Origin of the sequence: Marinobacter sp. NSM (genome assembly GCF_052380025.1) — a bacterium.
Taxonomy (GTDB): domain Bacteria; phylum Pseudomonadota; class Gammaproteobacteria; order Pseudomonadales; family Oleiphilaceae; genus Marinobacter.
This window is the reverse complement of sequence record NZ_JBQTCK010000014.1, coordinates 17,992-33,962: the sequence shown is the minus strand read 5'-3', so window position 1 is coordinate 33,962 and position 15,971 is coordinate 17,992. Positions and strand designations below refer to the sequence as shown.

The following is a 15,971-nucleotide window of genomic DNA, read 5'->3' as shown; positions in this document are numbered from 1 at the left end:
TCTCCGGTGTTTTTACTTAATGGGCGGGGATTACAACCACCGGTTTCCCCCCCTCCCCCCCGTTTTCCGCCCCCGGGGCCCCCCCCCCACCGGGAAACCCACCCCGGGACCCTACTGCCTACGCCCCTGGAACAGCATATCCACCGAGGGCTGGTCTTCCGGGGCGGGCAGGCCGAGCTTTTCGCGGACTTCAAGGTTTACGTCCCACAGCTGGTTAAACTTCTCGGTCGTGGCAGCCACGCTCTCGTCTTTGCCGAGCATAATGGTCGGCCTCAGGAAGACCAGCAGGTTACGCTTGATGCGGGTTTCAGACTCCGATGAGAACAGGCGGCCAAGCAACGGGATATCCCCTAGCAGCGGCACCTTACTCTTGTTGACCTGGAAGTCATCCTTGATCAGCCCGCCCAGAACCACTGTTTCGCCGTCATCGGCAAGCACGGTAGTTTTGATTTCACGCTTGTTGGTGATCAGGTCTGAGGCGCCGGAAACTGTCGTGGTGGAGATATCCTCGGTGGTTTGCTCGACCACCAGTCGAACCAGGCCGTCGGCACTGATGGTCGGTGTTACTTTCAGGGAAAGGCCCACATCACGGCGTTCAATGGTGGTAAACGGGTTGGTGGTTCCATCACCGGTAACCGTCGACTGCCCCGTCCGGAACGGCACGTTCTGGCCCACAATAATCTCGGATTCCTGATTATCCAGGGTAATGATGCTCGGTGTCGAAAGCAGGTTGGCAGCGGATGAGGAAGACAGCGCCTGAATCAGAATACCCCAGGTGAGACCGTCCCGATCCCGCTGGCCAGCGCCGACCGTAATGCCGCCGCCCAACTGCGGCAGGGTATCTCCTACCAGCGCACCAATCACCGAGTTCAGTCCCAGCATGCCCTCACCACTGGTAAGGTTAGTGCCCATCACCGGGAAGGCGTTGGCAGACTCATCACCAGCTGCCAGTTGGACACCCAACTGATCCCCCAGCTCGTCACTGATCTCGACAATCGCCGCTTCAATCATCACCTGAGCCCGGCGCACATCCAGAGCGGCCACAATCTGCTCGGCTTCCTGCATCAACGACGGCTCGCCTCGGACAACCAGCGCATTCAAACCTTCATCGGCGAACACCGAGAAGCTTGCCGAACGGCTACCCGATGAGCCACTGCCCCCGGAGCCACTGCCGGTACTCGATTCCCGCACCACTTCGCCCATCACGCCCTTTAGAATTTCGGTCAGGGCTTTGGAGTCAGCGTGCTTGAGTCGGATGACTTTTGTCGTGCCGCCAGTTGCCGAGGGCTGATCAAGCTGACGAATCAAGCCCCGCATTTTGTCACGAAAAGTCTCGTCGCCCCTGAGAATCAGCCGATTGCTCCGCTCATCCGCCGTCACGCTGTACTTTCTCGCGGAACTGTCACCGCTGCCACGACGCAATTCATCGGGCGCGAGCTCCTGCAGGAGTTTGACCATATCACCCACCCAGGCTTCCCTGAGCTGGATAACTTCAACCTCGTATTTGGAAGGGCTGTCGAGTTCGCGAACAATCTGCTCAATTCGCTGAATGTTCGATGAATGATCACTGACAATCAGGGCATTTGCCGCAGCCACACCGGCCAGATGTCCATACTTGGCCACCAGCGGCCGCAGGATCGGCACCAACTCCAGGGCATTGGCATTATCAATCTGGATAACCCGGGTAATCAGCTGTTCAGATGGGGTAACCTCGAATCGATCCAGAATCTCGGCAGACTGCTTTGCATCCACCTGCTGGATAATCTTGATGACTTCTTCCCCGGGAATGGCGGTGAAACCGTGCACATTCAATACCGCCAGAAAGAGATCATAGATTTCGTGCTTGTTCATGGGCGCACTGGACAGCACGGTCACCTTACCCTTTACCCTGGGGTCCACCACAAAACTGTACCCGGTAATATCCGCCACCTGAGTGACAAAGGCCCGGATGTCCGCATCCTTGAGGTTCAACCGCCAGGTTTCATCCTGTGCCTGAGCCACCGATAGGATCGGCAACAGCAGAAGAAACACGAGGGTCCGGAGTACGTTGGTCTTGTGGTTATACATCTGGCGATATCGTCCTGTTGTAATGTTCCCGATCAGCGCCACTGCTCGGGTATGGCATAGCTAACGGTCAGTATGGAGCCGTCTCGTTCTATCTCGATATCCAGCTGGGCCTGGCTGCGCCAGTCTTCCAGCAGGGATTTATCCTGTTCTACATCACCCAGGCGCTGACCGTTAATGGCAGTAATGACATCGCCCTGGCGCAGATTGACCGCATTGAGCATCGGGTTGGAGCCATCGTACACATACCCAGAAGCGCCGCTGTCATCCGCTGGCCGTAAGCCATAAGTCGCCAATGCCGCAGCCCCTTCTGCATCCAGCTGCTGCCTGGCCCCGGCCAGGAAATCATCGGGCGATTCTGCCGCCTGAACCGGTGCGTCCGCAATCATTACCGAAGAGTCCAGCTGTTCTTCAAATGCGAGTGACTCATAGCGGCCGCCACGCCGAATCAGAATGCGGTCTGATTCCACCTCGGCCAGCTCTGCATTACCGGGCAGGGTTTCACCTACCCGGTAATACTCGGTTTCACCATTGCTTCCGGCAACTATAGCACCGGAGTCTTCCGGCCGCTGCCCTATCAGCACCCCCTCGAGGCGCAACCGTAACCCGGTTTCCGGTGCGCTGCGGCGAACAACCTCTGCCACACCGGCCTGCTGCTCTGGCCGACCGAAGAATTCGTAACCGGCGATGGAAGCCTGGGGCACCCGGTTCTGGGCGCCAGGTTGGCCACCCAACTGTGCCGGGACATCCGGAACCGGCCGATCAGACCATGCATAAAGCCAGGTCAGTTTGGCCGCCGAAATACTCAGATAAACCACCAGGGCGACCAGAATAATGTTTGCAAGGGCTCTGGATAGACGCTCCTGGTGATGTGCTGCCAATCCTGCCACGTCAGAACCCTCCCGGCAGTATTGGCTGACGAACCCGGAACACTACATCACCCGGGCGCGCACTGTCGGGCCATGGCTGCTGCGCCAGGTCAACCATGCGTTTATACACCCTGAGCTCCATCATGCCGTCCCAAAGAATACTGGCATCCGCGGCGGGGCCATCGCCGCCCTGCTCCGATACCGTCAACGCAACGCCACCCTCAGTGGTATCTATATTGGCCTGCATAGGCGGGAACTCCGCCTGCCCGGTCTGATTCCCCATAGGCCAGGTAACCAGCCCGCCATTCCAGCGCCCGACACCGTCGGCTTGCTGCAATCGGTTATCCGCGAAGATCAGACGCAGTCGATCGATACTGACGTCCCCTTCAATCATGGCTCCGCCGCTCTGACGAATCAGATCTTCGAATTCCTCGACCGCTATCCGGCCGCGGGCCGTCACATCCAGGTTACCCGGCCAACCGATACTAGCAGTTCCCTCCACCCGGGATTGTGACGACGCCAGGGAAATTCCAATCGGTAACTCCACCCCGGTCAGCGAGGGCCACCCCAACGTCCACTGCACCCGGGCTGGAAAACCTGCAACCACAACGCCTGCGGCGCCATCCCAGAGCCTACCCGACACCTGTTGCACCACTACCTGCGGCGGTAACTGGACATGCCGGGAAGCCTGGTGCCAAACCCACCCCGCCGGCACCCACAGCACCAGCACCACCCCATACACCAGGAAGCCAAGCAGCAACAGCAGCAGGATCTTGGCAGGGCGCAGGAAAGGCTTGGCTTGGGGTTCAGTCATTGAGTTTTGCACGTTAATGAACGGATAACCGAGTCTAACAAAGCCATTAGGCAAGTTCATGACAAAAATAACGAAAAACCCCGCACCAGTGTGAACCAGCGCGGGGTTTTTCAGGGGTAGATCGGGCCAGACCTCAGAAACTGAGATCTGGTCGGGACCTGGCCGGCATTACATCATGCCGCCCATGCCTCCCATTCCGCCCATTCCGCCCATGTCTGGCATGCCGCCAGACTTCTCGTCTTCAGGCTCGTCCGCAACCATCGCCTCGGTGGTGATGATCAAGGATGCTACGGAGGCAGCCGCCTGCAGGGAAGAACGGGTGACCTTGGCAGGATCCAGGATACCCATTTCCAGCATGTCGCCGTACTGCTCGGTTGCGGCGTTGAAGCCGAAGGAACCTTCGCCTTCTTTCACCTTGGCAACCACAACAGAGGACTCACCACCTGCGTTGAATACGATCTGACGCAGCGGCGCTTCCATGGCACGGCGCAGAATGTTCACGCCGGCTTTCTGCTCTTCGTTGATGGCGTCTACCTTGTCCAGGGCCGCAATGGCGCGGATCAGGGTAACACCACCACCGGCTACGATGCCTTCTTCAACGGCGGCGCGGGTGGAGTGCAGCGCGTCTTCAACGCGGGCTTTCTTCTCTTTCATTTCCACTTCAGAGCCGGCACCAACCTTGATCACGGCAACACCGCCAGCCAGCTTGGCTACGCGCTCTTGCAGTTTCTCTTTGTCGTAGTCAGAAGTGCTGTCTTCGATCTGCTTGCGGATCTGCTCAACGCGGGCTTCGATATCGCCCTGAGCGCCGGCACCGCCGATCAGAGTGGTGTTTTCCTTGGTCACGTTAACGCGCTTGGCAGTACCCAGGTCATCCAGAGTGGTGTTCTCCAGGGTCAGGCCTACTTCCTCGGAAATCACGGTACCACCGGTCAGGATGGCGATGTCCTGCAGCATTTCCTTACGACGGTCACCAAAGCCAGGTGCTTTAACCGCGTTCACCTTAACGATGCCACGCATGTTGTTCACAACCAGAGTGGCCAGGGCTTCGCCTTCGATGTCTTCGGCGATGATCTGCAGCGGCTTGCCAGCCTTGGCCACAGCTTCCAGCACCGGCAGCAGTTCGCGGATGTTGGAGATTTTCTTGTCAACCAGCAGGATGTACGGGTCGTCCAGCTCGGCAGACATGTTGTCCTGGTTGTTGATGAAGTACGGGCTCAGGTAGCCGCGGTCAAACTGCATACCTTCAACCACGTCCAGCTCGTCTTCCAGGCCACGGCCTTCCTCAACGGTGATGACGCCTTCTTTGCCTACGCGCTCCATGGCGTCCGCAATGATCTTGCCGATGGTCTCGTCACCGTTGGCAGAAATCGTACCGACCTGGGCGATCATGCGGCTGTCGTCGCAGGGCTTGGCCATTTCACGGATCGCTTTAACGGCTTCAGCCGTACCCTTGTCGATACCGCGCTTCAGATCCATCGGGTTCATGCCGGCAGTCACTGCCTTGATACCCTCATTGACGATGGACTGGGCCAGAACCGTTGCGGTAGTGGTACCGTCACCAGCGGTTTCGTTGGCCTGGGAAGCAACTTCCTTGACCATCTGCGCGCCCATGTTCTCGAACTTGTCTTTCAGCTCGATTTCCTTGGCCACAGACACACCGTCTTTGGTCACGGTCGGAGCGCCGAAAGACTTCTCCAGAACCACGTTACGGCCTTTCGGGCCCAGGGTTACCTTGACGGCGTCTGCCAGGATGTTTACACCTGCAACCATGCGTTTGCGGGCGCTATCACCGAATTTAACGTCTTTTGCTGCCATGTCTTCTATTCCTGTTCGTTAAACCGAAGTTGAATAAGATCGGATTAATGAGCGTTCGTACTTATCGCTGCTGCGATCACTCAAGCACGCCGTAGATTTCGCTTTCGCTCATGATGAGCAGCTCTTCACCGTCAACCTTTACGGTGTTACCGGCATACTGACCGAAGACCACGGTGTCACCCACCTTGACCGCCAGTGCACGGGTTTCGCCGTTATCCAGAATACGGCCATTGCCCACAGCAACTACCTCACCCTGGGAAGGCTTCTCTTTGGCGTTACCCGGCAGCACGATGCCACCCGCAGTTTTCTCTTCCTCTTCCTTACGGCGTACGACAACACGATCGTGTAGCGGACGAATTTTCATTGCTCGGTTTCTCCAATAGTCAAATTAATGTGGCAATGACAATTGCATGTTAAAAGTGTCTGGCCGGAACCCCGGACCGGACAAATTGCCCCGGCATCCAAGCCACTGATAGACAGCAGTTTTCAGCCTGAGACGAATCTGTGGTGAGTTAATGGGGTTGCCACCAACGTTTTCAACACCCAGAGCGAAAAAAATTTCACTTTTTTTCGTCGCCCTCACCGCGCTCCCGTGCCCGCTCAAGGCGCTCCCGATCGCTCTCCGTCTGATCCTGATATTCGCCTTCAATAATGTCACCATTGGCATCCCGATCAAACGGACGCTGCGGCCCGAACGGTCCATGCCCTTCAAACGGCCCCTGCCCGAATGGCCCGGCACCACCGCCTGTACCAAAATAAAAGCTCCGACTCTGGCCGGCTACCGTCATTCGCTTCAAAGCCTTCGCCGCGAGCCAGTGCCGGGACCCCGGCAACAAACAGGCAAACCCCACCGCATCGGTGATAAACCCCGGTGTCAGCAATAAGGCCCCGCCCACGGCCAGAATCAGCCCCTCGGCCACCTCCTTTGCCGGCAGCTCACCGCTGTTCAACCGCTGGTTCGCCCGCAACAACGTAGCCAGCCCCTGCTGACGCAACAGCCAGGCGCCAATGACGGCGGTCAGCAGCACCAGCCCGATGGTGTTCAACACCCCGATCAGGCCGCCGACCTTGATCAGAACCACCATCTCGGCGATGGGCATAATAATGAAAAGAAAAAGGAAAACGGGCAAAATGCCTCCTTATAAAAACGATGCAGACACACAGAGAACTTAAACCACCTCTGAACTTAATTAGGGCAAACCATGAAACTTCAAGATTCCGTGATCGCAATCACCGGCGGCGGCCAGGGCCTCGGCCGCGCCATGGCAGAATACCTGGCAGCCAAAGGCGCCAAGCTCGCGCTCATCGACCTGATGGAAGACAAACTGGCGGAAGCCGCCGACGCCTGCAAACAAGCCGGTGGCGATGCAAAAACCTATGTCTGCAACGTCGCTAAAGAAAACGATGTTGAGAAAACCTTCCAGGCCATCATCAACGACTTTGGCCACCTGAACGGTCTGGTAAACAACGCTGGCATTCTGCGCGACGGCCTGATGGTGAAATTCAAGGACGGCAAACTGGATAAACGCATGGAACTGGCCCAGTGGCAGTCCGTCATTGACGTCAACCTCACCGGCGTGTTCCTGTGCGGCCGCGAAGCTGCCACCCGCATGATCGAAAACGGTGACCAGGGCGCCATCATCAACATCGCGTCTATCTCCCGCGCCGGCAACATGGGCCAGAGCAACTACTCCGCCGCCAAGGCTGGCGTATCCGCCCTGGTACCGGTCTGGGCCAAGGAACTGGCGCGCTACGGCATCCGCTGTATGGGCATCGCCCCCGGCTTTATCGAAACCGAAATGACCGCCTCCATGAAACCGGAAGCCCTGGAGAAAATGACCGCAGGCATTCCGCTGAAGCGTATGGGTAAGCCGGAGGAAATTGCCTCTGCCGTGGCGTTCATCCTCGAGAACGACTACGTTTCCGGCCGGATGATCGAAGTGGACGGCGCACTGCGTCTCTAGTGCGCAGACGCATGAGGCTCTGAATGGACGAGTTCGAAAAAGAACCGACAAAAGAGCAGAAAATCTGGCAGGTAGTGGCCGCGATTCCGCAAGGAAAAGTGGCCAGCTACGGCCAGGTAGCCGCCATGGCCGGCCTCGGCCGGCAGGCGCGCTTTGTTGGCCGGGCCCTGGGCAAACTGCCCGCCGGCCACAGCATCCCCTGGCACCGGGTGATCCGCAGCAACGGCCAGATCGCTTTTCCTGAAGGCACGGAAACCTGCCAGCTTCAAACCGAGAAGCTGAGACTGGAAGGGGTGGAGGTGTATAAAGGAAAGGTAAAGATGAAGGACTTTCAGTGGCAGCCCTGAGGACCTTTTGGTTTTTCGTCGAATCCACGCATTGGCGTTCACCGCCCGCTCCCCCCCCGGCTCCGGACTCAGGGCCAGCAACCGGCCATCTTTAGTGGTGCGGCGCAGGCCTGCTTCCCAATAGGGCTCAAATAATGGCTGAGGCAATGACGGGGGCTCGTCAGCTATGTGCATCAAGATATAGGGATTCCCTTAGCATGAGACTCAGGCTCGGAAACGACCTCTGCCTCGCTTTTGTTGTTGCTTCTCCTCACGACCCGCTTGCCATTCAGACACGGGCCCCATCTGTGTGAACTTCAGGCCACGTTCGTAAGCGCGTGCGAGTTGTTGGTTCAGGTTCTGCAGTGCCTCAGACGGTTTGGCCCACTGTTCCTTGGGCAAAGGCGCGGACCAGGCTTTCAGTTCCTCTGGCAAGCTCTTCAGGGCCAGGGTCTTGATGCGGCGTTCGGTGATGATGTGGGCCAGGTAACGCTGGAAGAACCAGTCGCCCACTTTCTTGCCTAGCCAGGGTACCAGGGACATTTCTTTGCGGGCTTGGCGGCATTTGGTTTTGTAGTGAGCTAGAGTCTCGTCCTCCTTCGGGTCCGGGCAGGCCTCGGGGCCGTTTTCCATAAACTGGCGAATACACTCCCATTGAGCCAGGCCGGCCGTTTCATGGCCTACGTTAATGCTGGCAGCAGCCAAGGCCGATTCCGGATCGTTGGGTTTCGGAATCGCCAGCGTGAGCACCGTGTGTGTGGCCATCAAACTGGGGCCGATGTCCTGGCGGGTTTCGATGTAGGCGACCAGTTTTTCCCAGGGATAGATTTCGTAGACGAGTTTGGGGTCATGTTTTTTCTTCAGGCGGAGGGCGATGAAAAGGTACGTGCTTATTACCAGGATTTCTGTACCTAGAGTAAGCAATCCCCAAAACACCAATGTGCTCCGATATTCGTCGGACGCATTCTCCTGCGTAATAGCAGAAAAAACAAAGCCTATGGTGAGCAGTAAAACTATATATGCAATTAAGCCCGAGTTTGAGTTCCAAAACGGCAGCTGTAAGCCCTTTCCGGTCGTCCAGCGCGGCATGGCCACTTCCCGGCGCTGCCGGTTCAGCCTCACCGGTGGCGTTTCTTTCACTGCCTTGTTGCCCAGGAAATGCATGCACAGTCCCCACGGGACCGTAATCAACAAATTCATTCCCCCCAAACCAAGCAACGGTATCCAAGTGAATTCATTGTGCCCAAGATAATAGTCCACTGTCATAGCGAGCCCACCCATCATCACGAGAACGGTGAGACTCAAAAACATCAACGCAAACTCGGCACCGAACAACAAGTTGCCGTTCTGCAAATCCAGCCAGCCCTCGGTTTTTCGTCGAATCCAAGCGTTGACGTCCGCCCCCCTCTCGCCGGTGGTCACAGGTGCAGGACCCAGGGCCAACAGTCGTCCCTCTTGGGTCGTGCGGCGCACACCCGCTTCCCAGTCGGGCTCAGGCGATGTTTGAGTTGGTGATGGGCTTTCGTTAGCTGTGGTCATAGTCAGGACTTAATGGGATGGTTTACCAGTGCATGGTAGTTGATGATCAATGGGGTCAATCGCGTGTCCGGCGCACCCAGAGGTGTTATCGGCTGCCACTCTTTCGTTTCGTTAGCGCTGACCATCGGCAAATTACCATGCTCGTGCAAGGTCAGCTTGTAATGGTACGCCTTGTCTCTCTCTGGCAACCAGTTGGGGGAGTTTGCAGCCTTATAGCGGAAGGCCAAATAGAACCCATCGGCCGTATCCAGGTCGGCTCCAGTCAGGGACAGCTCCAGGGCAACGCCCACCGAGCCCATACTCTTGGTAGTAATGGCCTGATTCCAGTAGTCGTGGTCAGGCTCCCAGGCCGTCCTTTCCTGCCGCAAGATTGCCCATTCCATGTTATCCGCTTCCAGCGAACTCAGTCCGGGCAATTCCAGGCGGAAGGCGCAATAACTCGTGCGCCCATCCAACGCGGCTTGTTCTGCCTTCACTGACAGAGTGGGTTGGTAAATGACCTTGGCCAGTTCGTGGCGCTGCTGATCCGTATCCCAACCCTTGGTGTCATTGCCCCAGGCACTCTGCTCACACCAGCGCTGCACGTCTGTGCGTTTATAATAGCTTTGTACCCAATTGCCTATGCAGACCAAAGCGGTACCTATCCACAGGTAAACGTTCACTCCCCTGAACACACCGCCGGCCAACGACAGCATCCCCCGATTGACCGATTTCCAGGTGATGTCGACCGAGGTTTTGCGGAGAACGTGGTAGATACCGGCAGATCCATTGACCGCCATTCGACCACTGCCATAGAGCAGCATACTGTCTCCAGCAAAGGTTATACCGGCACCTGTCTTTATTCCGGCACCTTGACCTTCTTTGGTAATGACATCAAGTTGCTTTATACCGTCCGCTAGCGCCGAAAAGAACCCAGCCCAAGCCGCAATCGTGCCGCCCCATACATTCACCCGGGCCAGTCGCGTGAGCACGTCATCTGCCTGAGATATGGTCTGGTAGTAATAATTCAGGCGGGCACTGCCGACGATGGTCAATATACTGGCTGCCGCCCCAACTGTTCCGGCAGCACCACTAGCAAATGACCAAAACTCACCCCAATCGCCCTCTTTGTCCCATTTTTGAAAAGCATCGTAAGCTCCAACAGCCCCCACCAGCCCCATAAACGACACTAATCCCAAACCACCAACTCGTTTCGGCAGGTCAAGTGTATCCTGTCCGTGGATCATACCCCGGCCATAATCCATCATGCGGGTAAGCCCGCCCCGCTCTCTCAGACGTTTCAGTTCATCGACTTCAGATTGCACAGCACGGCCGTAGGCAGTCCGGGTCAACCCAGCAATCAAGAGCTCTCCGCTATGATTTTCACCCTCTAACGGGGATGTATCCAATAATCTGAACCCCCGTTCCCGAAGCTGATGGGTCAGTTCTTGCTTTTGAGCACGAATGGCTTGGATCTGTTCGTCATACTCTCGTTTATATCGGCGACGGTCTCGGGTGCTGGCCTCGCTATGCCGCTGCTGAAGGCGGTTTTCCCGCTCCAAAACCTCCTCACGCAACTTAGCCAGCCGTTCGATTTCCTTCACGAGAGATTCATGCCTGGCAAGGCTGTCGGCATCTGCAATCTCCAGGTCAATCTGGTACAGCCTTTGGTTCTCGAAGATGTGGGCTCGAAGCCCAGGATCCATCCGTTCGAACACTTGCTTCAGTCGGCCATGCAGATCGGCGGCATCCACCGCCTGTACCAACTCGAATACCGCCAATCGCCCGGTAATGTTGAGCTGAGCCAGATGGTGGCTGAGTTGTGCGGCAGCGCCCTCTGAAAGCGACGGAAATTGCAAATGGGGGCTCTGCTCAACCAGCCGAACCCACTCTTTGTATGCCGCAGGAGCTTGCTTTGCATCCATTATGGCTTTCAGGCCGTCGACTACGTCTTTTAATGTGCCGGGGATGATCTCGGGTTTCAGGTCCAGGGAGATCAAATGCTGGTGCCCGATCTCCTCAAAGTAAAATCGCTTCAGGAAGGAAAAATCACCCGATGACTGTGCCCACTCCGTAAGCACCGCAATCAGACCGTTGTCCATTTTCAGCAGCGCCATATAGTCGGCATCGCTTTCCCGGTCGTGCAGATGACCATGAAGGTAAAAGATGGCTAGTAACGACTGGATATCCGTGACGATCCGTCGTTTTTCCTCGGCGAATCGCATCAGGTGTTGCTGAGCCTGTTCCAGATAGGCGTTCATGTCTTCCAGCTTCACCAAATCCGCGATACCTTGTTGACCACTGAGAGCAGAACCTTCCACAAGGTCGGCCTGATAGTCCGCCATGGATTCGACGATACTGAGCACTTCACGCTGTGACATGCCCAATTCTGTTGCCAGCGCTTTAGCAGCGTCACGCATTCTGGTGACCCGTTCATGGTCGGACGGCATATAGCTATAGGTGCTGGGGCCAGCAACCTTTCGAGCGCTTTGCTGATATTCAGGGAAGTCGTCGATCAGCTCTTTCAACCGGACATGTTGGTCGCGGCTCCCCTGAGAAACCTTCTCAAACAATGCCCTGGCATCTTCATCTTCAACCTGCGCCGAAAACGCGCGGGCCAGCTCGGCTACTCGCTCGTCATCCAATCGAATCAGATCGCTGATGAAGCGCGCCGGATAGTATTTCGCGTCCTCTGCCTCCAACCATGCGTTGTGGTTGGTATCCACAATCGCCCAGGCATCCAGCAGGTCGTCGATGTGGCCCATAAAATCATCAACCACAATATAGGCATGGTCCAGATCATAAGCTGGCAATCGATGGGCGAACGGTTCAGAGCCGGTATCCAGTGTATTTTGGGCCCAGTACCACGAGGGTAAATGGGTTTTCCCATCCATTGGCACAGCTTGGGCATCTGGGTGTGTCAGCAGCGATTCCAAACTTGCCTTGCTCAACAACTGCGGCTTGCCGTTAATGGGGCAGTAACCAGATAGGCTCACCCGCTGCATCACCTCTCGACGGTAATCATCCCAGCGCATCAGCATGCTGCACTTTTTCGCGGTCAGCTGTGTGGACGAGAAAAATACATCGACATGCCCCCTGCGCGGCACCACGATGGCCGGAGTATCCGGGGTTCCAGTACGCTGATCCTGAGCACCCTCGTTACCTTGCCATAAACGCTTGGTAACCGCGCCGCCGTCTTTGACTTCGTACTCATGCAGAATGTCCGGGGCATCGGAATGGAACAAGTAGAGGTAACCATCCCGTACCTGGCGGATGCCAATTGGCTGAAATTCGAGGTTGAACCGGGACTCCAATGAGGGGTGTTCCGCCGCCTCATCGGCATAAGCGTATCGTACCGGGACCAACTGAATATCCGACCGGGTCAACGGGCAGGCGCCTTGAGCCGTGGCGCTTGCCAGGCTTGCGCGATCGGCGGCAGCTATGGGATTAGTAAGTTGCTTACCCATGGATAGGCTCTCCTTGCACTTGGGTTCCAGCCGAGGACATGGCGATCATCGCCGCTTCTCTAGCCTGCGCTTCTGCGGCCGTTCCTGGCCACCGATGAAAAAGGTCATAAATGCGAGAGGCCGCTGCGTCCCACAGCGACAGCTCTCCCTGATAGCCGTACACGGTACACCAATGGAGCAAGGCCTGAAGCGATTCATAGCCGTTGGCCAACGCCTGTTCCATGATGGTCCGAAGATCCCTTATCACAGCCTGCCTTAAATTTGGCGCGGCTCTACTCGGGAAGAAGGTCTCAAGGTGCTGGATCAATTTGACCAACGTTGTACGCCGATCAGTGTCCGTTAAACCTCTGAGGGTGTGTTCACCCAGCCGAAATGAAGCACCGCCCTCTGTGTTCCTTCCAACGCCAACCGCTGGCAACGAGTCCGGGCGCACTTCAAGATGCCAACCATCCCATAAAGCATCGGGGAGTTTTACCGCAGTAAACGGAGACCAGTATTCGGGCACACCGCCATCACCGGAAGAAGCCAGCAGGACCCTTGCAACCGTGGGATCGGCGAACCGCAACATGACGCTGTAGCCCAAAGGGTGGCGTACCGTGATAAACCGGCATAGATGGTCAGCTACCGCATCCAACGATTCATCACTGGCGATCGCGTAGCCCCACTCGAGCGTTTTGCCCTCCAGAGACAGTTTTTCCAACAACGGGTGGCCCCGGTCGGTGCTCACCAGCAACGGTGCAACATCGCGAATCGATGCCCACTCAGTGCCATAAAACAGATTACGATAGTCCGAAGTGTCAACAAGCTCGTATAGCCAGCGTTCCGCCTCTGCGCGTTTGCTGCCATCAATCAGGACATAATTGAAATGCATGTCCTGAAGCTGATTGTTAGCTTTTGAAGGTCCCTCGAAAACATCAAGCATCGGACCCATCTCCCGATGTGTTCTCTTCTGACTGGCAAATGGAGGTCAGGGCTTTGCCTTCCTGCAGCGCACGCATCTGGGCATCCGGTTGCGCATTAGTTCTCTGGCCGACCGTGGCCAGCGCAGCGGGCTCGGTATACGCGCCACAGGCATCCACCAACCCAGGCCTCTCCGGCACCTGCACCTTCTGCCCACTGCCCTTTCCGCCAGCGCCACCGGCGTTCATCTTGATGCTCGCGCCACCCAATGCCACGCCGCTGGGGTCGATCTTTACGAAGCTGCCGCCGGCTTTGAGGGTGATTTCGGCGCCGGCTTCGATCACCGCTTTCTGGCCGGCTTTGATATGCAGCTCGGTGCCCGAGTCACTGAGCCAGGCGGTGCCCGCTTTCAGGTGCAGGGTGCCGGTGACGTTGAAGCTGTGGTCTTTGCCGGTTTGTTCGCGCTTTTCGCCGTCCACGGTATGGTGGCTGTTGCCTTTGGTGTGGCTGAAGCGGTTGTTTTCCACCGTCAGGTGGCTGTCGTTCTTGATGACTTCGGTGCGGTTGTTTTCCGTCAGCAGGTCCAGGTCTTTCTGGGCGTGGACGTAGATCTGTTCCTGGTCCGCTTCGTCTTCGAAGCGCAGTTCGTTGCTGCCTTCACCCTTGTGAGTTTTGGTTTTCAGGGTAGTCCGGGTTTTGTGTTCCGGCAGCGCGTACGGCGGTGTGTTGGTGGCGTGGTAAGTCCTGCCGGTAATAATGGGCTGGTCCGGGTCACCGTCCAGGAAGGACACAATCACTTCATTGCCGATTCTGGGTAGGGCCATAAAACCCTACTGGCCACCGGCCCAGCCCTGGGCGACGCGTAGCCAGGCGCTGGAGTGTTCGTCGTTCTTTGAATAGCGGTCCCACGGGAACCTTACTTTCACTCGTCCATACTGGTCGCAGTGAATCTCTTCACCCTCGGGGCCGGTGACGATGGCCATCTGGGGGCCGTCCATCATCGGTTTGTGTTCGCACAGGGGCCGCCAGATTTTATCGGCCGGAATGGCGGTGAAGTCGTTGTGGTAGCTGGTGGGTTCGCTGCCACCCTCTTCTTCCAGGGCCTGGGGCTGTTTGCCGGTGTGGGTGATGGCGGTCAGCAGCCATTCCCGGTTCAGGCTCTGACTGTCGTGTTCCTGCAGTTCCACTTTGGCGCCGGGGGTAAAGTCCGGGCGGTTGCTTTCGCCCTTGGCCAGGGAGGCGTCGTTTCTCAGGGCGTCCAGTCTGGCCTGGGTGAAGGGCTGGCCACTGGCGTCGACTTTGTAGCGGCCGGGGTAGTCGTAGTGCTGGTAATCTTCACGGTGACTTACCTCACCTGCACTGTGCTCGTGCATCAGGGCGTAGGCGGGGTTCTTGAAGGTGTAGTCCTTCATGGCCACGGAGGAGGCTTTGATGCGTTCTTCGTAGGCGAAGCTGAATACACAGGCCTGTTTGCTGCTGCCGCCGGCCTGGGTGTTGCAGGGCACCGGGTCCAGTTTCGGGGCATCGCCGTGGTGGTCGGCGATGATTAACGCCGGTTGTTCTTCGCCGTCCACGCTGCCGTGCTGGTAGCGGTAATGCCAGCCTTCTTCGGCGGCCAGGCGGTTGATGAACTGCAGGTCGCTTTCCCGGTGTTGGACGCAGTATTCCCGTTCTTCCGGGGGGCGTTTGAAGTCAAAGACCGTATCAATGATGCCCCGCTCTTCCAGCAGGGTGCGCACGATGGCATCGGTGGTCTGGGTCTGGAAGATGCGGCTGTTGTGCATCAGGCCCAGGCGCCAGGCCGGGGGCTGGATCACCACTTCATAGGCGGTGCGGCGGTGGCCGGTCTTGCCGCGGACGAATTCATTGACCACGCCGGTGAAACGCCGCACTGGCTGGCCGTCTTGCCACACCACCAGGTACACCGGTTGTTCCAGAACGTCAGCAGCGGCCACATCGGGGTCGGTGCTCGCCAGTTCTAACCGGCCATGAAACAAGGAAGACAGCTCTTCGGCCAGCTTAAAGCCAACTACCGAAAAGTGATCTGAGGGGAATTCGCCTACACGGGCGGTGAACTGCAATCCGCTTGCCTGGGGCATGACTTCGATCCCTGAAGAATGAACATTTCCGTTTCAGCCGGCACCATCCAGGTGCAAGCTCCGGTCAACCCGGGCATTCAAGCCCGGGCGACGGGACACAGTTTAATAAAAGCTGCGGGGTATGCGGTACCC

Annotated in this window: 11 protein-coding genes and 1 pseudogene; 2 read left to right on the top strand and 10 right to left on the bottom strand. The window is 57.3% G+C overall.

Features of this window, described 5'->3' with window-relative positions:
- Nucleotides 1–111 precede the first annotated feature (111 nt).
- From gspD to ACTZWX_RS17580, 6 genes are all read right to left on the bottom strand, one after another.
- On the bottom strand, nucleotides 112–2,067 hold the full coding sequence (gene gspD, locus ACTZWX_RS17605) for a type II secretion system secretin GspD (RefSeq protein WP_061331725.1): 1,956 nt from the start codon (nucleotides 2,065–2,067) through the stop codon (nucleotides 112–114).
- Nucleotides 2,068–2,099: 32 nt separating this feature from the next.
- On the bottom strand, nucleotides 2,100–2,954 hold the full coding sequence (locus ACTZWX_RS17600) for a type II secretion system protein N (protein ID WP_444715027.1): 855 nt from the start codon (nucleotides 2,952–2,954) through the stop codon (nucleotides 2,100–2,102).
- 1 nt (nucleotide 2,955) lies between these two features.
- Nucleotides 2,956–3,747, bottom strand: a complete 792-nt coding sequence (gene gspN / locus ACTZWX_RS17595) for a type II secretion system protein N (RefSeq protein WP_444715026.1) — start codon at nucleotides 3,745–3,747, stop codon at nucleotides 2,956–2,958.
- Between the two features lie 168 nt (nucleotides 3,748–3,915).
- Nucleotides 3,916–5,565 carry a chaperonin GroEL gene (groL, locus tag ACTZWX_RS17590; RefSeq protein ID WP_106695369.1) on the bottom strand — a complete coding sequence of 550 codons (1,650 nt, stop codon included), beginning with the start codon at nucleotides 5,563–5,565 and terminating at the stop codon, nucleotides 3,916–3,918.
- A gap of 76 nt (nucleotides 5,566–5,641) precedes the next feature.
- Nucleotides 5,642–5,929, bottom strand: a complete 288-nt coding sequence (gene groES, locus ACTZWX_RS17585; RefSeq protein ID WP_058091815.1) for a co-chaperone GroES — start codon at nucleotides 5,927–5,929, stop codon at nucleotides 5,642–5,644.
- A gap of 196 nt (nucleotides 5,930–6,125) precedes the next feature.
- Nucleotides 6,126–6,695, bottom strand: a complete 570-nt coding sequence (locus tag ACTZWX_RS17580; protein ID WP_138436635.1) for an FxsA family protein — start codon at nucleotides 6,693–6,695, stop codon at nucleotides 6,126–6,128.
- Between the two features lie 72 nt (nucleotides 6,696–6,767).
- Between ACTZWX_RS17580 and ACTZWX_RS17575 the strand changes: the two genes are divergently transcribed.
- Both ACTZWX_RS17575 and ACTZWX_RS17570 read left to right on the top strand, forming a co-directional pair.
- Nucleotides 6,768–7,529 carry an SDR family oxidoreductase gene (locus tag ACTZWX_RS17575; RefSeq protein ID WP_444715025.1) on the top strand — a complete coding sequence of 254 codons (762 nt, stop codon included), beginning with the start codon at nucleotides 6,768–6,770 and terminating at the stop codon, nucleotides 7,527–7,529.
- 23 nt (nucleotides 7,530–7,552) lie between these two features.
- Nucleotides 7,553–7,876 carry an MGMT family protein gene (locus tag ACTZWX_RS17570; protein WP_444715024.1) on the top strand — a complete coding sequence of 108 codons (324 nt, stop codon included), beginning with the start codon at nucleotides 7,553–7,555 and terminating at the stop codon, nucleotides 7,874–7,876.
- A 204-nt stretch (nucleotides 7,877–8,080) separates the two neighbouring features.
- On the opposite strand, the gene ACTZWX_RS17565 is transcribed toward ACTZWX_RS17570, so the two are convergent.
- From ACTZWX_RS17565 to ACTZWX_RS17550, 4 genes and pseudogenes are all read right to left on the bottom strand, one after another.
- Entirely contained in the window at nucleotides 8,081–9,394 is a 1,314-nt protein-coding gene (locus ACTZWX_RS17565) for a hypothetical protein (protein WP_444715023.1), read from the bottom strand.
- A 2-nt stretch (nucleotides 9,395–9,396) separates the two neighbouring features.
- The gene (locus ACTZWX_RS17560) at nucleotides 9,397–12,840 is read right to left on the bottom strand and encodes a toxin VasX (protein WP_444715022.1); all 3,444 of its coding nucleotides are present in this window, start codon (nucleotides 12,838–12,840) and stop codon (nucleotides 9,397–9,399) included.
- Entirely contained in the window at nucleotides 12,833–13,762 is a 930-nt protein-coding gene (locus ACTZWX_RS17555; protein WP_444715021.1) for a DUF4123 domain-containing protein, read from the bottom strand. Before ACTZWX_RS17555 ends, ACTZWX_RS17560 begins: the two co-directional genes overlap by 8 nt.
- Nucleotides 13,755–15,839 (bottom strand): annotated as a pseudogene (locus ACTZWX_RS17550) (type VI secretion system Vgr family protein). Before ACTZWX_RS17550 ends, ACTZWX_RS17555 begins: the two are co-directional and overlap by 8 nt.
- Nucleotides 15,840–15,971: the final 132 nt, after the last annotated feature.